10 protein-coding genes are annotated in these 16814 nt (G+C 63.9%); 4 read left to right on the top strand and 6 right to left on the bottom strand.

Features of this window, described 5'->3' with window-relative positions; translation table 11 throughout:
- Positions 1–2023 (top strand): alkaline phosphatase D family protein (locus tag VGI12_18085; GenBank protein ID HEY2434588.1); only part of this gene is annotated, 2023 nt, incomplete at its 5' end.
- 66 nt (positions 2024–2089) lie between these two features.
- Positions 2090–4297, top strand: a complete 2208-nt coding sequence (locus VGI12_18080) for a DUF3738 domain-containing protein (protein ID HEY2434587.1) — start codon at positions 2090–2092, stop codon at positions 4295–4297.
- Between the two features lie 165 nt (positions 4298–4462).
- Here VGI12_18080 and VGI12_18075 read toward each other — a convergent pair whose 3' ends face one another.
- The 6 genes from VGI12_18075 to VGI12_18050 all read right to left on the bottom strand — a co-directional run bounded on the left by VGI12_18075 (position 4463) and on the right by VGI12_18050 (position 13377).
- Positions 4463–5467, bottom strand: a complete 1005-nt coding sequence (locus tag VGI12_18075) for an ROK family protein (protein HEY2434586.1) — start codon at positions 5465–5467, stop codon at positions 4463–4465.
- Positions 5468–5561: 94 nt separating this feature from the next.
- Positions 5562–7019, bottom strand: a complete 1458-nt coding sequence (locus VGI12_18070; GenBank protein HEY2434585.1) for a multicopper oxidase domain-containing protein — start codon at positions 7017–7019, stop codon at positions 5562–5564.
- 294 nt (positions 7020–7313) lie between these two features.
- The gene (locus tag VGI12_18065; protein HEY2434584.1) at positions 7314–8486 is read right to left on the bottom strand and encodes an efflux RND transporter periplasmic adaptor subunit; all 1173 of its coding nucleotides are present in this window, start codon (positions 8484–8486) and stop codon (positions 7314–7316) included.
- Positions 8483–11644, bottom strand: coding sequence for an efflux RND transporter permease subunit (locus VGI12_18060; GenBank protein HEY2434583.1), 3162 nt, complete (start codon positions 11642–11644; stop codon positions 8483–8485). Before VGI12_18060 ends, VGI12_18065 begins: the two co-directional genes overlap by 4 nt.
- Before the next feature lie 3 nt (positions 11645–11647).
- Positions 11648–13054, bottom strand: a complete 1407-nt coding sequence (locus VGI12_18055) for a TolC family protein (GenBank protein ID HEY2434582.1) — start codon at positions 13052–13054, stop codon at positions 11648–11650.
- 17 nt (positions 13055–13071) lie between these two features.
- On the bottom strand, positions 13072–13377 hold the full coding sequence (locus tag VGI12_18050; GenBank protein HEY2434581.1) for a PadR family transcriptional regulator: 306 nt from the start codon (positions 13375–13377) through the stop codon (positions 13072–13074).
- 286 nt (positions 13378–13663) lie between these two features.
- Between VGI12_18050 and VGI12_18045 the strand changes: the two genes are divergently transcribed.
- Positions 13664–15841 carry a PAS domain S-box protein gene (locus VGI12_18045; GenBank protein HEY2434580.1) on the top strand — a complete coding sequence of 726 codons (2178 nt, stop codon included), beginning with the start codon at positions 13664–13666 and terminating at the stop codon, positions 15839–15841.
- Positions 15842–16076: 235 nt separating this feature from the next.
- Complete coding sequence (locus tag VGI12_18040) at positions 16077–16667, top strand: cupin domain-containing protein (GenBank protein HEY2434579.1); 591 nt, start codon at positions 16077–16079, stop codon at positions 16665–16667.
- Positions 16668–16814 lie beyond the last annotated feature (147 nt).

Below are 16814 nucleotides of genomic sequence, written 5' to 3'. Positions count from 1 at the left end.
AGCCTCGCTGGCGTGGGGCGGCTTGGCGCGAGCGTCCACCACGAGCTGGACTGAGCGGCGGGACGTCTACCCAGAGGGCGTCGCGTCAGGCGATCCCGACTCGAGCAGCGTCATCCTCTGGACTCGCCGGCCGTTCGAGTCGGGCGGCCGACGTGTGCTCACGGTGGAGGTGGCCGAGGATGATGCGTTCCGGCGGGTCGTCGCAAAGGCGTCCGCGCCGGTCTCAGCGGAATCGGATTGGACGACGCGCGTGCTGGTCGGTCATCTCAAGCCCGCGCGCGTCTACTGGTACCGCTTCACCGATGGCGAGGGGAACGGGAGCCGCGTTGGCCGCACGATCACCGCGCCGCTGGCGAACGATCCACGGCCGGTCAATTTCGCCTTCGTCAGCTGCCAGAGCCTCAATGAAGGCAAGCTCAACGGCTATCGCCGGATGATCTTCGAGGATGAGCGCGCGGCGCCAGCCGATCAACTCGGTTTCGTGCTCCACCTCGGTGATTTCATCTACGAGATCGTCGAATATCCCGACGAGGTGCCGACGCGGTACGATCGCACGATCTACGACGTCGGCCGGATTCCCGATGGCGGTAAGAGCAGCAACAATTTCCACTACCCGCTCACGGTCGAAGGCTATCGCGTCGTCTACAAGGGCTACCTGGCCGATCCCGACCTGCAAGACGCGCGAGCGCGGTGGCCGTTCGTCGCCATCTGGGACAATCACGAATTCTCCTGGCAGGGGCGGCAGAGCATCGTCCAGGCCGGGGGACCTCCGCAACCGGGCCAGACCGTCAAGGTCGCCGCCAACCAGGCATGGTTCGAATATATTCCCGCGCGCGTGAAGGCGCCGAGCGGATCGCTCGACACGTTCGGCACCGTGACGGTGAAAAATGTGCCGATAGAAAAGTGGGACGACAGTGGCCTCGGGATCGAGCCCAACAACCTGAAGGCCATTAACAGCCTGATCGGGTATCGGACTTTTCGATACGGCCGGCACCTCGATCTTATTCTCACTGACCAGCACAGCTTCTGCGGTGACGACCCGACCGATGCGGAGGGCGTTGGCAAGATTTACGATCCGGCTTTTAACGGGATGTTCTCTGAACCGGCGATGATCGCGCTCGATGCCGGCCGCACCTTCAACGGCGGCAAACCGCCCGCCGAACTCAGCTTTGGCGACATAAGCATCCCGAATCCTCGAAAGGATTCACCGCCGCGCACGGTGCTCGGGACCCGTCAGAAGAAATGGTTCATGGACCAGCTCCGCCGGTCCGCGGCAACCTGGAAGATCTGGGGCAATTCGCAGGGTGCCCTCGATTTGCGGGCCGACCCCCAAAACCTTCCAGAGGGGCTGCTTCCCGATGGACTGACCTGGCCGGCCGACACCTTCGCGCAGATCGGCAGCGGCGATTATGGCAGCGCCTACCACGAGCGTGGCGAAATCTATGACCTCGTCCGCGATTCAAAGATCACGGGGTTCGCGATCGTGTCGGGCGACCGTCACAGCTTTTGGGCTGGCTATGCCGCCTCCCGATTGCCACCCGCCAAGTTCGAGCCGGTCGGGATCAGTTTCGTCGGCGCCTCGCTGGCCAGCCCTGGGGCGATGGAGGCTTATGAGCACAGTCTTCGCAAGGATCATCCGCTCCGTTCGCTGTTCCTGGCCGACCGGCCGACGGGTAAGCCCGAATGGACCTACAACATGCTCCTCAAGCACGGCGTCCGCTCGTGCCTCGAATACGCCAAAAGTTTCGACCTGAAGCGCGCTCACGCCGTTTCCAATCCGGAACTTTCTCCGCACCTTGAATTCGTGGACATGGGCGGTCACGGCTATGCGACGGTGCGGCTCACCGGCGATGAAATGCGGACCGAGTTCGTTTGCATTCCACGCCCGATCACGCGCAGCGATCGTCCCGATGGCGGTCCTCTTCGCTACCGGGTCGTCCACACGGCATCGCTCTGGAAACCGGGCGAGCGGCCTTTGCTGCGCCAGCAAGTCATCGACGGTGATCCCGGCCTTTCGATCTGAGATGGCTCAGGCCGATGAGTGCGTCCGCCGCTATGCTTGCGGTGGGGGCCGCTCGTTCGACGGCCGATGACGAGTGTCCGCTCGGCCCACTCTTCGAACGTGGTTAGCGACTGGCCGCCGAGGGTTTCCGAATCCGGCCGCGGCCGTCAGAAGCGCCTGCGGTTTTTAGGGACCGATGTGAGTGGTTGCTATACTTTTCCCATGCCAGACGAACTGCTTGCCGAGGCGCGGGCAAGGGCCGGACGGGCGCCGCTGGCAGTCAGAGGCGCAGCCCTCCTGCACATCGCGCGGGTGCTCACCACGCACGACCGGACCGAAGCCGATCGAACGCTGACCGATGCGTTGGCGGCGATCGACACGCTCCCGGAGGACGAGCGCGAGATCCTGCGCGGCGAAGCGGCCGGGCTCGCTGCCACCGTTTCGCCCGCGCGCGCGTTCGAGATTGCCGAGACGCTGACGTTCGAGCGCGCCTCGGTCATCGAAATGATGCTGTTCCGGATGTCTGACCACGGCTTCCGTCGGGAAGCAGCGGCGTATCTCAAAGAATCGGGCATCGGCACCGAGTTCCCGTTCTCGGCGGTGACCCCGACGATCGGTCAATCCGACGACGACGAAGAGCGACGCGCCGTCCTCCGGAAGTCAATTCAGGCCATGCGCGAGCGGAACCCGGATCCCACCAGACGATCGTTCCGCCGCCGGCAATTTGTCGAAACGTTCACGTACTTCTGGCCGTCGCTTCCATCTGAAGAAGCGCGCGCGGCGATTCGAGACCTGATCGACGGGATTCTCGCCGAGCCTGACGGGGCAACACGGGCGTCGTTCGGCGCCGGTTCGCACCAGGTGCGATTTTCATCGACCCACGACGGCGACTTATTCGGGATTCTTGGCCCGCTGCGTCACCTCGACCCAGAACTGGCCGGCTTTGTCGTCCAGCGCAGTCGCGACCTGTCGGCCGCAGCGGCGAAGTACCCGTATGGCATGGAGTCGATGACCGAGGCAATGACAGCCGAACAGGCGCCGCCCTCGGCCGAACAGATCGCGGCGGCCTGCATCGACGGCATCAGTGTCGGCTCGCGTTTCATTCCGATCTCCGAGGCGATCCGGACCGAGTTTGCGGAGGCGTTCGATATCGCGCTGGACCACTACGACGCCGACATCGATCCGATGCGGCCCAATCTCGTGCCACAGCAGTGCTGGCCATCGGCGGCGGACTTCAGAAACATCCTCTACAAAGCGGGCGTGCACGAAGGCGCGGTGGCGGCAAAGTATCTCGATCGGATTCCGGATCCGGCGTTGCGCCTCTTCGCGCAGATCGAGTTGGCCGCCGCGCTCGCGGGTCTCCCGCAGCTCGGAAGCCGTACGATGAGTACGGGCCGCGGGAGTCTGCGCGATATCGTGCGGCCTCAGCCACAGCCGCCTCGCGGCGACCTGCCTGCGAACGTTCCGTTCCTTCGCGCGCTCTCGACTGAAAAGCCCCGTGTGTCACCGTCGCGTCAGCCGCACATTGTGCCCGCCGCCGCGCCGGTCGCCGAGGGGCCGACCGGCGGTAACGGATCCGATTTCATCGACGTTCGCAATGCCTCGCTGAAAGGAATGTTGTCGCAGCTCCACGAGATGCCGGCGTCGCGGATCGAATGGGCGTCAAGCGTCGACGCGAACGCGCGGTTCGATTTCGCGCTCGTCCTGCCGCGACCCGAGCCGCGCACAACAATGGTCGGGTTGCTGCGCGACGGCATCGCGGCGCATTTTCATCTGCGTGTCTCGGTCGAGGATCGCGTGGGAGAGGCGTGGGTGTTGACGGCACCGAATGGCATCAAGGCTCGGGTGCTTCGCACCGGTGCAGGAACTGAAGGGTTTGCTCACTTTTCGATATCGACCAGCTCGTTTGACATCAGCTTGGACGCATCTGCGCCCGTGCCCGAAGGCATGCGGCTGGATCAGATTCTCGGGCGCCAGTTCGATCCGTCCCAGGTCGGTCCCGATCGGATGTTCGCCGAGATGCGCGGGCAGACGACGCGCCACATGGCGGCGATGATGTCCAGCGGATCGTTCAGCGGCCTCAACGCGTCGCTGAGCATCGGTGACCTTTGCACGATTGTTGAAGCGGGCCTCGATCGCCCGCTCGTCGACGAGACCGGACTGACGGGACTCTACGTCATCAACGTCGAGACGAACGCTTCGAGCGCTGGCGAGTTCCTTCCCGTCCTCGCGGGTCGCCTCGGTCTGGTTCTCTCCTCGGCAGAACGCACCGTCCCGACCCTTGTCATCGGGTGACCCGGTTACGCCGACACTGACGACTATCGTGACGGAAGGGCTAGCGCAGGCTACCAAATCCAGGGGGCGGCTCCATCAAGAACACGCGCCCACAACACGCTATTCCTCGATCTTCTTGCGGAGGATGATCGGCTCAGCGTCTTATGCGGGTGAATCCCCGCTAGCTCACAGGTGCAGCGTTTGCAGAGCACCCAACGCGGCGCCGCGTGCGCCGGCGGCATCGCCGTTGGGCATGACATGGATGCGGGGCTGCTGTTCTGCGCGCTGCGGGCCCATGCCGGCTCGCACCGCTGCGACCCACCACGCCTGAAAGTCCGGTGACACCTCGAGCGCGCCGCCGCCGATCAGGAACGCGTCGGGATCGAGAAGGTTCGTGATCTGGTCGAAGAACAAGCCGAGGGCACGCGCCTGCGTGTCGAAAATCGCCCGGCACATCTCATCGCCGCGTTCGGCATACCCGCGAACCTGCTTGGCTGCTGCCGCGACGGGGATGCCGCTCAAGGGGTGCCCACGATGCTGCTCGACGAACATCGGCAGAAGCGTTCGCTCGATGGCAGTGAGGGAGCAGACCGACTCGAGATCGCCCATGCGCCCGCAGTTGCATGGTGGCCGCAGCCCATTTAGCGCGGGAATCGCCTCACACGGAATGAGGACATGGCCGATTTCGCCACCGAAGCCATTCCGCCCCTCCACGACGCGACCGTCGACGACGAGTCCGCCGCCGAGGCCGGTGCCGATAATCGCCGACACGCTCGTCGCCGGCCTCGAGCCGAACAAAGACATGTGACCCCACAACGCTGCGGCGTTGCCGTCGTTCAGGTAAGTAACCGGGAGACCGAGCCGCGTTTCGAGCCCACCGCGCAGGTCAAAACCCGGCCAGCTCTCGTGTGCAAAGTTTGTCGATCCCCTCGCGCTCAGTACGCCCGTCGCGCTCGCCGGGCCAGGCGTGTCGAGGCCGACCGCGAGGATGGCGTCGCGGTCCACTCCGTACCTCGCCGTCACGAGGGACAAGCCATCGACGATCCGAGTCAGACAGATGTCGGCTCCTTCTTTCGCGCCAGCGGGGTGCTCCGCGAGGCCGGGAACCAGGAAATCGCCGCTGTCCGCGTCAAGCAGGGTGTAATTGATGGCGGTGCCGCCAAGATCGATACCAGCAACGATCCGACGCATATTACGAATGTTATCAGGTACCAAGACTGCGCGGTGAACGCGTCGACGCCGTCCTCGTTCAACGGCTGGCCGCGATAAGTCGCGTAGGATTGCCCTAAGGCGCGTATCGAAACAGGGCCATGAAACCGAAGTCCATGTGCACTTGCTGATGGCAATGGAAGAGCGTCGGACCAGGATTGTCGGCGATGAAGTCGAACTCCAGTTCTTGGAAGCCGCCTAACATCACGACATCCTTCATCACGCCGGTCGTGGGTTTTCCGCCGACGCGCGTCAGCTCGAAGCTGTGCCGATGTAGATGCAGCGGATGCACGTCGTCGCTGGCATTACGAAACTTCAGCCGGTAACGATGTCCCCGCTGCAGCGTGTGCATCGGCGTCATGGCGTCAGGCGAGAATGCCGAGCCATTCAGCGTCCAGACGTTGAAGCCGTGCGCTGCCGCATTCTGCTTGCCGATCGTGAAGTCGATCGTTTCGTCCGGCGATGGCGAGGTCGGTCTCGACTTGCCGAACCGCGCGTAGTCCCAACGAAACGGCTGCGGTTTGCTCCACTGCGCCGATCCTTTTCGCCCGGCGTACTCGACCACGATGCCCATGCCGTGGCGGCGGTCATCGTCGGCGAGATCGCCCATCACCCAGACACCGGGATGCTTCATCTCGACGATGGCAGAAATCCGCTCGGCCGTGCCCAGCCATAGCACCGGTACGTTCGTTGGCGTCGGCACTGGGTTCCCGTCGAGTGCCAGGACGCGAAAGACGTGCCCTGGCAGGGCGAGGCTCCGGATTTCGGTCGCGCTCGCATTGAGGACGTGGAACAGGATGCGCTCGCCCTGCTTCACCCGCAAGGGCTCGCCGTGGCCCCGCATCCGTCCGTTGATGCTGAACAAATCGTAGCCGGCCTCGAAGCCTTTCTGCGTGCCTTTGCGTCCGGCGTCGGCCGCCTTGCCGATGTCCTGCAGCGTTTTGAGCGGTGCGCCCGCCAGCATGTCCATCGCCATGTCGCCGCCGCGGCTCCACGACGGCTCGAACTCCTTCAAGACGAGAAACACCTCGCGGTCGTAGGCGCCGGCGTTCGTCTTCGGCTCGATGTACACGGGGCCGGCTTGACCGGTGTAGGTGCCCCGATTCAGGTCCGCGCCCGCCGCAACGTGCGTGTGGTAGAACCGGAATCCAGACGGGCGCGGGATAAACGAGACGCGGCGCCTTCCGTGCGCGGGGACGAACGGCGTGCCTTCTTCGGCGGCACCGTCCACCTCGCTCGATACGGACTGACCGTGCCAATGCACCAACTCCGGCGTGTCGGTGTCGTTGACGATGTCGACCACGACCGGCTGTCCCTCCTTGAAGCGCAGCAGTGGACCAGGGAATTGATCGTTGTACAGCGTCGTGGACACGATGTGTCCAGGCGCCAGATCGACAAGCCCGGTGGCAATGCGGATCGTGTAGTCGGCTGTGACACCGGTGGGCTGCGCGTCGAGACGAAGCGGCTGAGATATCGCCCCAGCAAACGGCGCGAGTCCCGCAAGCTTGAGGAAGGAGCGGCGATCGATTGTCATCTGCGGTACCGTCCGAATACAGCCACCGACCAGGGGCTCGCGCCGAACGCGCCGAGCTGCGCGGCGCTCCGCCAGCGTCCCCACCAGTCGAATCCATCGAACGCGCCTTGCAAGGCACGCGAATCACTTCCGAGCCTTCGAAGACTCAACATGAGTGGCGCCGCCTCAATCGTCATCAGCAAACCGCACAGCGTCAGGACGGCGGATACAAAGGCCGGCACTGCTGCTCCCTGAACACTGTGGCAGCGACCATCGACGCGTGTGTCCGATTCATCGGAAATAGTCAACGCGGTCTCACGCGATCTTGCTCAGTTTGGGCCGCACTTGTGTTCCAGATCGGAGTTCATCGGTGCCACGAACAGCAATTTCGTCTCCGGACTTGAGATCGCCGAACACCTCGACGAGCGGCCCGGAGGCCAGCCCGGTCTTCACGTCGACCCATTCCGTGCGGCCACTGCGTACGCGGATGACAAAGGTGCGGCCGGTTGTGCTGGCAACGCTGCCGCTGGGCACCAGGAGCGAAGGCGTCGTTCGCCGCACCGGCCAACGGACCTGACAAAAGGTGCCCGGGGCGAGCCGCCCGTCGGCGTTATTCACCTCAAGTTCAACCGCCATCGTCCGCGTAATGACATCGACCGCCTGCGAAATCCTCGCGACCGTTCCGGAGAACGTCTGGCCCGGATAGGCCGCCACTGAAAAGGTCAGCGCAGTACCTGGGGTCATACCTGCGGTATAGGCTTCGGGGACGGGGATCACGAGCCGCAGGCGATTGCTGGCCACGATGCGCACGATGGGTGCGGCTCCCGATCCTCCCGCTGGCCCTACGAGCGCGCCGGGATGTACGTTGCGCTCGGTGACGACACCCGCAAACGGCGCCGTGATCCGGAGATAGCCTTCCATGTCGCTGATCGATTTGAGCGCCTGGCGGGCCGCTTCCACGTTTTGTTGCGCGGCGGCGATCTGTCCCTGATCGGCTTCCACTGCCTTCTGGGCCACGAGGACGTCATTACCAGCCACCACACCCGGCGTAGCCGATGCCGCCTTCAACTTGTCGTACGTGCTCGACGTGGCTTCGGCCTTCGAGCGAACGGCGACGAGTTGGGCCTCGGCACTCTGCACCTTCGACCGCGCCTCGGCTTTCTGCGCGCCGAGCTCGGGCGCGTCGAGAACGGCGAGCTGCTCGCCGGCCTTCACCCGCGAGCCTCGGTCGACACTGATCGTCTTGACGAAGCCGTTCACGCGGGAATACAACGCCACAGTCTCGTAAGGGGCCAGCTCACCGGGTAGCGACAGCGTGACGTCGAGCGGTTGCTCAACGACCCTGACTACCTCGATCGTCGGCGGGCCTGACGGCGCGGACTTGTCGGTTGTCTGCGCCGGCGCCTTATCGCGACACGCCCCGACGGCCAGCATCGACAGCACGGCCGACACGGTGCCTGCTCGCGTCATCCGTCTCTGCACGCTCATACCGCTCCCTGCCCACGATGGGCGCTCGCCGGATCGTCGGGATCCAAAGACGGCGACCCGACACGCACTGACTGCTGCACTAACGAATAGACCGATGGCAGCACGATCAGGGTCGCAACCGTGGCCGCCGCAAGACCACCAATCACCGCGCGCCCAAGCGGTGCCGTCGCCTCCGCCCCTTCACCCAGCGCCAGCGCCATCGGGACCATGCCGGCGATCATCGCGGCACTGGTCATGAGCACGGGCCGCATGCGGGACTTGGCGGCCTCAATGGCGGTTTGCAGCGGCGAGGTCCCGTGTATGCGGGCCTGTTCGGCAAAGGTCACGAGCAGGATGGAGTTCGCCACGGCGACGCCGACGGCCATGATCCCGCCCATGAACGACTGCACGTTTAGCGTCGTCCGCGTGACGAACAGCATCAGCACCACGCCCATCAGAGCGGCCGGCACGGTGGATACCACGACGAAGGCGAGGCGCAACGACTGAAAATTCGCGGAGAGGAGCAGGAAGATGACGACCACGGCCACAACAAGTCCGGTCGTGATGTTCGTGAAGGTCGCGCGCATCGCGCCGATCTGACCGCGCACCGTGACCGCGCCGCCGCGCGGCGGCGCGCCCGCGCGCGCAATCGCGGCGTCCACCTGGCCGACCGTGCGTCCCAAATCCTGGCTTGCAATGTTCGCGGTCAGGGTCACCATGCGCTGGCCGTTGATGCGATCGTACTCGCCGACGATCGTGGCGTCGTTGATGGTCGCCACGTCACCGAGCATCGCGTGGGCGCCGCGATCCCCGCTCACCGGCACCACGCGGAGATCGTCGAGCGTCGTCACTTGCGGCTGCGGCACCTCAACCTGCACCTGAAAAGCGATGCCGGTGCGCGAATCGGCCCAGTAATTGGGTGCCACGAAACGGCTGGACGAAGTCGACGCCGCAAACGATCGCCCGATCTGATCGACGGTCACACCGAGTTGGCCCGCCATCTGGCGGTTCACGTCGACCTGAATCGCCGGATAGTCGAGGGCTTGGCCGTACTGCAGATCGCGTAGTGCTGGAATGCGCGCGAGTTCGTCCCGCATCTTGGCGGCGAACGTCCGGCTGGCAGCGAAGTCCGGGCCGGTGATGGCGACCTCGACCGGCGTCGACGTGCCGAAGTTCATGATCTGGTTGACGATGTCGCCCGGCTCGAATGAGAACTGCGCCATGGGAAAGCGCGTTTTGAACCGTTCTCGCAGCGTTTCCTCGAAGTCGACGAGCCGAATGCCCGCGGCTCGCCTGAGCGCCACCTGCAGCACGCCTTCGTGCGACCCGCCGGTCCACAGGAAGATCGTGTTGATCGGATATGACGAAGGCTGAACGCCGACATACCCGAGGCTGATCTCAACGTTGTTCGGGCCGGCAGCGCTCTTGATCTCGTCGAGCACGTCGGTCGCGAGGCGCTCGGTCGACTCGAACTTGGTGCCGGCGGGCGCGCGGAATCGCAGCCGGAATTGGCTGACGCCGCCGGCCGGGAAAATCTCGCGTCCCAAGTTGAGACCAACGAGTGCCACGACAGCAATGGTGACGACCGCATAGACCACGACCAGGAGCCAGCGCGCCGGAGCGAGCGCTTGCAACATTCGGCCGAGACGCTCACGCAACCGATCCACCCAGTCGGTCGTATGAGCGGCCTTGGGCGACGTCTGATGTCTGCCGAGCAGCCAGACCGACAGCACCGGCACCAGCGAACTGGCGAGAAAGAACGATGCGATCATCGAGAAGCCCACCGCAAGCGAGAGCGGCACGAACAGCGATCGCGAGACGCCGCTCATGAAGAACGACGGCACGAACACCGCCACGACGGAGAACATCGCCAGCAGGCGAGGGACGACGACCTCCCCGCTGGCGTCAAGCACGGCGCGCGCGACCGATCCGCCGCGCGCCAGATGGGTATGGATGTTCTCGATCGCGACCGTCGCTTCGTCCACGAGGATGCCGACAGCCAGCGCCAGACCGCCCAGCGTCATGACGTTGATCGTCTGACCGGCGCCCCATAGGGCGATCACCGCCGCCAACAACGCAAACGGAATGGTGACGACAACGATGGCACTGCTGCGCCAGTCGCCGAGAAAGATCAGCACCATCACACCGGTCAGAAGGGCGCCGATCGCCGTCTCCCGCAGCACGGCCTGCAATGACATCGACACGTTGCGCGACTGATCCAGTTCGTAGCTCACTTTGATGTCGTCGGGCACGAGCGCCTGGAACCGAGCGAGGTTCGCTTTGACCTCACTGACCACATCTAGCGTCGAGGCGTTCGGCCGTTTCGTCACTGGAATGTAGACGGCGCGACGGCCGTCGACCAACGCATAGGCGGTCGGAATGTCCGTGCTGTCGCTGACCGAGCCGATGTCGCGAATCGAGATCGGCGGTCCTGCGCCCATACGGATCGGCAGTTCAAGCAGGTCGTTGATGTTGGAGACCACGGCATTCATGGCCGAGATGCGCGTTTCATCGCCGATGTTGACACTGCCCGACGGCATGATCACGTTTCCCGTCGTCACGGCCTTGATCACGTCGTCCGGCGACATGTTGTACGAGCGGAGGCGATTCGGATCGACGCGGATCACAATCGTTCGCTGGCTGCCGCCGAACGGCGGCGGCGACGTAAGACCGGGCAGCGTCGCGAACTGCGGACGGACGCGATTCAGCGCGAGGTCCTGGATCTCGCCGAGGCTCCGGCTCTCGCTCGAGAACACCAGATAGCCGACCGGCACCGTGCCAGCGTCGAAGCGCATGATGAACGGTCCCACCGTGCCGGGCGGCATGAACGCGCGCGCACGGTTGACGTAGCCGATCGTTTGCGCCAGGGCCTCCGCCATGTCGGTGCCGGCATGGAACGTCAGCTTCAGTAAACTGGTGTTCTGGATCGACTTCGATTCAACACTCTCGATCCCGTTCACGTATAGGAAGTGGTACTCGTAGTAGTAGGTGATGTACCCCTCCATCTGAGCCGGGCTCATCCCGCCATACGGCTGCGCGACATAAATCACGGGCAGATCGAGATCAGGGAAGATGTCGGCGCGCATCCGACTGACTGCAAAGACGGCCGTCAAAGCCACGGCCATGACGGCGACCAGGACCGTGATCGGACGACGGAGAGCGGCCCGAATCAGCCACATCGGTCAATGAACTCCAGAAGCAGGGGGCAGCAGCGAGAGAAAGGGCGCGAGCGTGCCTTGCGAGACCGATTGCGCCAGCAGAGCGTGCCACACGTCGATGCGTGCCAACTGATCCTGCACTTCCGCCTGCGCCAGCAGACTCTGCGCGTCGGCGACTTCGACAATGCTGGCAAGGCCGGCTTGATAGCGCGCGCGGGCCTGCGCTTCCGTCTGCGTGGCCGCCGCTAACTGGAGAGGGGTATTCGCCGCGATCGCACGGGCCGCGTCCAGCATGGCGGTTGCGGTCCGCTGCTGACTCGTGACGGTCAGGAGCGCCTCATCGAACAGCGCCGTCTGCGAGCGCGTCGTAGCCGCCGCCGCAGCTTTTCGCGCGCGAAGGCTAGTGAAGTCGAAGACGTTCGGAAACACAATCTGCACGCCAGCGGCCCAGTTCGTGCGCTCGAGTCCAAGGCCGGCAACACTACCGTCCAACTCGCCGTTCGGGTTCGCGCCGCTCCCGCGCGCAAACAGGCTGGACTGCAGGTAGAAGCGCGGCAAGTCCGTCCGTGCGAGGACATTTTCCTGAGTCCGAGCGGCGTCTACGTCGGCTTGGCGCACCAGTGTCAGTGGATGCGGCACAGGACCGGCAGGCATCACGGCGGTCGGCACATGATCGATCAAAGACGCGGCGTCGATGGTTACGGCACCCGTCGTTACGCCAAGCGCGCGGGCGAGCGCGATCTGTCCGAGCGTGACCGCCTTCTGCGCTTGAATCAGCCGCGTCTGGGCGGCAGCGCGTTCGGCGTCGCTGCGCGACGCCTCCGCTCCTGGCCGCAGTTGATTGTCCACGAGCGTGTGGACGGCCCGAGACAGCAGGTCCCGGCGATCGAGATCAGCCTGGAGCGCCGCGACCGTCCGCTGCGCGCCGGCAATGCCCAAGAATATGTCCGCGACTGCTGCTTGAATGTCCAGGCGCGTTAAGGCTTCCCCGGCGCGCGCGCGGGCGACAGCAACCTCCGCGGCTGAGACGTTTGCCCGCCGAAGACCGAAATCGACCGGCTCCCACGAAAACAGCGCACCAACCGCGCTTCCCCACACGCTGCCGCTCGACGCCGAGGGAAGGACAGGCCCGGACATCGCCGGGATCACCGATTGCGGAAGCACCTGGCCGAAGATGTTGTTGGCGGTGCCGAGGTTCGACTGCCACAGCGAATCGAGCCTCGGCAGGTATGCCGATTGCGCCACGGTGACACTTGCGGCGGATGCGTCGATCTGCTCGAGCGCGGCGCGGACGGTTGGATAGTGATCGACGGCGTACTGGATGGCCTGATCGAGGGTGAACACTTGTGGCCCCGCAGGGGGCTGCGCCGCCGCAAGCGTCGGCACCAGAAGACCGACACAAGACCAGGCACACAGTTCGATTCGTTTCATGGGTCAGCTGATGACCGTCAGTCGTGTTCGAACATTTCGCCGAAGAGCTCTTGCACGCGCTTCCGCGCCGTTGCCAGCGCCTTGCGGCCGAGGGCCGTCGCACGGTAGACACGACGGTTGCGGCCGTCTTTCTGCATCAGGCGAGACACCAGATAACCCTGCTTTTCCATGCCGTGCAGGATCGGATAGAGCGTTCCGGCGCTGAGGCGGTAACCGTGATGGCCGAGTTCATCGATCATCCATTGTCCGAAAATAGGCTGTTCGGCTGCGTGGTGCAGGATGTGAAGGCGGATCAGGCCATTGTAGAGGTTACGATCTTCCATCGGTATTCGATGTCTGATATCGATATCGAGTCGCGAGTGTAGAGTCAGCAATTGGATCTGTCAACACGATGACCCGCCGTCGGACCGCCGGGGTCACTTTTGGAAGAGTGGCGTTCGCCCGACGGCATCTGCGATAGGCCGCGCTCCGCGACGCCGTGAACGCCACGATCCAACCTCGTGCGCAGCGAAAAACATTCTGCGCCCGCTTCACCGCACACGACACAGTTCTCGACCGTCAGCACCCTGGACAGCGCTTTCCGAGCGGATTCGTTATCATCCGACCAGGATGCGCGCGGGAACCGTATCGGGCCTCACCAGCGGAGTCGCGATCCGCCGCTCGTCCTGGTGTGTCGTGGGGATGCTGCTGTGCGTACTTGCCGGTTCTGCGAGCGCAGCACCAGCGCCGAAAAACGTCGTGGTGCTGTTCAGCGACTTTGGACAGCGCACGAACTTCCTGGATTTGTTCGAAACGTCGTTGCGCTCCCAGGTGCCGGCCCCCATCACGTTTTACGAGGCCTATCTGGACTCCCCGCAGGGGGGTGACGCATCGTATCTGCGGAGCGAAGCGGACACCCTTCGACGTCGATACAACGGACTGAAGCTCGACGCTGTGATTGCCGTCGGACCGTCAGCGCTCCAGTTCGCGTTCCAGTATCGCGACTCGATCTTTCCGGCTGTGCCGATCGCGTTCACCGGACTCGCCACTCGGCAATTCGCGGGACAAACCTGGCCGGGCGTCACCGGCCTGACCACGCCCGTTGGCCTGGGTGAAACCATCGATCTGGCGCTTCGGCTTCAGCCGGACACGACGACCGTCGCCGTGATCGCGCCGAGGGAGGATCCTTACTGGCTGGCGGCAACCCACACCGAGCTCCTTCGTTACCACGACAGGATCAAGGAGCTCTACTTCTACGGCCCTGCCAATCGTGAGTTATTCGAGAGAGTGACGGCCCTGCCCGCACACACCATTGTGCTGTTTCATTTCGCGCCGCCAGTATCCGGCCAGCCGCCGCTCGCCGGTCTGGATCTCATCGACGCGGTTGCAGCGAAGATGCCGACCTACTCCGCATGGCGATCGCTCTGCCTCGGTCACGGATGCATCGGCGGAGCATATGGAGACAGCGCGAAAGAGATCGTGCACTCCGCAGAATTGACGGCGCGCCTGCTCGCAGGGGTGCGAGCCGAAAGCATTCCTGTCGTGAACGCCGCCAGTCTCACCGTTCAGGTCGATTGGCGGGCACTCCAACGATGGCACCTTCCCGTCTCGTCCCTTCCGCCAGGCAGCGAGGTCTTATATCAGGAGCCCTCTCTGTGGGAACGCGGCCGTCGATACTTCATTGCCGGGGCGGCTGTCATTGCGCTTCAGACATTGCTGATTTGTGCACTGTTCTGGCAGAGGGCACAAAAGAGAAAGACAGAAGGGGCGCTCCGCCAGTCTGAGCAGAAGTTCTCCAAGTCGTTCCGCCGAAGCCCTCTTGCCGTCACGCTCACGCGCCTGAGTGACGACCGCTACCTCGACGTGAACGATACGTTCGAACAACAGACGGGGTGGACGCGCCAGGACGTCATCGGCAGGACCCCTTTCGACCTTCATCTCTGGGAAACCCCGGATGAGAGGATGTCGATGGTCGAACAGCTTCGGACGACTGGCACCGTGCGAGATCTGGAATTCAGAGCGCGCAAAAAGGACGGGACGATCATCACGGTTCTTGGTTCAGCGGAGTTGATTGACGTGGATGGCGAGCCGTGCGCGCTATGCGTCGCTGCCGACATCACCGAACGGAAGTTGGCGGAGGAGGCGCTTGCTGGTGTCGGTCGCAAGCTGATCGAAGCGCAGGAGGCCGAGCGCACGCACCTTGCAAGGGAATTGCACGACGACATCAATCAGCGCATTGCCGTGCTGGCGATGAATCTTCACATGCTGCGGCGAGGACTGTCTCCCTCTGAGATCGACACCGGCGAACGCCTCGATAACGCCTACGAGCAGGTGAGGAACCTGGCGGCCGACATTCAAGCGCTGTCCCATCGCTTACATTCGTCACGACTTGAATACATCGGCCTGGAAAGGGCAGTGAGCGGGTTTTGCCGGGAGCTGTCAGAGCGGCAGAAACTGAAGATTGAACTCCACGTCGAGAACCTCCCCGACGCGCTCCCTCCCGAAACCGCTCTGTGCCTGTTTCGAGTGTTGCAAGAGGCTGTTCACAACGCACTGAAATATAGCGGTACGAGTGAGTGCGACGTCACGCTGACGGGAAAAGCCACCGACATCCAACTGGTCGTGCGAGATTCGGGAGCTGGCTTCGATCCCGACAATCTCAAAGGTCAGGGACTGGGGTTGATCAGCATGCGGGAGCGGCTGCGACTGCTCAAAGGTCAGCTGTCGATCGAGTCGCGACCGCAGCACGGCACGACCATTCGAGCGAGTGTCCCCGTGGATATGAAAGTGCCGGTGCTCTCGCGCTAGTGGAAGTGGCGCAGGCCGACGGTCGCGCCGTCATCCTACACGCTGAGCGTCTGAGAGCGCGCTGCTCCCGCGACCATCACGCAGCTCTCTCGGGGCGGCCAGTTCCGTCGCGGCGCGCGCGATCTGGTCATGGCGGCACGACGCGGAACGATCCCGGCCCAGGCGCAGTCTGGCGCCGTGTCACGGCGTACACTGCACCCTGAGGTGACGGGTGAAATCCATAACACTTGCGACTGTGGTGACAATCGTCGCGATGGTGACGGGCGGGCTGTGCACGGCGGTGTCCCGAGCCGATCAATCCGCTGCGGTTCGACGTTCAGACGCAACGGTCCGCCCACTCCTGATGGAAAAAGACGAGGGAGAGCTGCGGACTCGCCGCATTCACACGGACGGCAGTTCCCCGGCGTCCTCCCAATTCATGCTGAAGGTGAGCCCGAAGAACAATGGCTCCCGGGATCTCGTAGCCGGGACTGAACTGCTGGCCCCGGGAGCGACATTACCCAAACACAGGCACCTGATTCAGGATGAAATCCTGCTGATCCAGAGCGGAACGGCACACGTGTGGCTCGGAGAAGAGGAGCGCGATCTCCATGCGGGAGGGCTGGTTTTTATCCCGGCCAATACGTGGATCAGCGGCAAGAACATCGGCACTGAACCGATCGCCCTGACGTTCGTCTTCTCGGCACCGGGGTTCGAGGAGACGATGAGATGTAACTCCGTGCCCGCCGGTGAGACACCGACCCCAATCACCCCGGAGGAGCAGGTGGCCTGCGCCCACCTCGGGCACTCCGAGAGCGCGGCCCGGCCAGCCAATTCGAAGAAGTGAGCAGACGCGAATACCCGGTCGTGTGGCCTTTCGCGGCCACGGCTCTCTGGCGGCGGTCCGTTGAACCTGATGGTTCGTTCGGCCTGACGCGCACGAGCATGGTCTGGCAGGACCGTTCGAAACTGAGGCCTGCCGCGCAGATTCGGC

Source organism: Vicinamibacterales bacterium (assembly GCA_036496585.1).
GTDB lineage: Bacteria > Acidobacteriota > Vicinamibacteria > Vicinamibacterales > 2-12-FULL-66-21 > JAICSD01.
This window is presented reverse-complemented; position numbering and strand designations above follow the sequence as displayed.

Coding starts and splice junctions, on each gene's coding strand:
- VGI12_18075 (HEY2434586.1), bottom strand. CDS start 5,467: ATGCGTCGGATCGTTGCTGGTATCGATCTTGGCGGCACCGCCATCAAT.
- VGI12_18045 (HEY2434580.1), top strand. CDS start 13,664: ATGCGCGCGGGAACCGTATCGGGCCTCACCAGCGGAGTCGCGATCCGC.
- VGI12_18050 (HEY2434581.1), bottom strand. CDS start 13,377: ATGGAAGATCGTAACCTCTACAATGGCCTGATCCGCCTTCACATCCTG.
- VGI12_18055 (HEY2434582.1), bottom strand. CDS start 13,054: ATGAAACGAATCGAACTGTGTGCCTGGTCTTGTGTCGGTCTTCTGGTG.
- VGI12_18060 (HEY2434583.1), bottom strand. CDS start 11,644: ATGTGGCTGATTCGGGCCGCTCTCCGTCGTCCGATCACGGTCCTGGTC.
- VGI12_18080 (HEY2434587.1), top strand. CDS start 2,090: ATGACGAGTGTCCGCTCGGCCCACTCTTCGAACGTGGTTAGCGACTGG.
- VGI12_18070 (HEY2434585.1), bottom strand. CDS start 7,019: ATGACAATCGATCGCCGCTCCTTCCTCAAGCTTGCGGGACTCGCGCCG.
- VGI12_18065 (HEY2434584.1), bottom strand. CDS start 8,486: ATGAGCGTGCAGAGACGGATGACGCGAGCAGGCACCGTGTCGGCCGTG.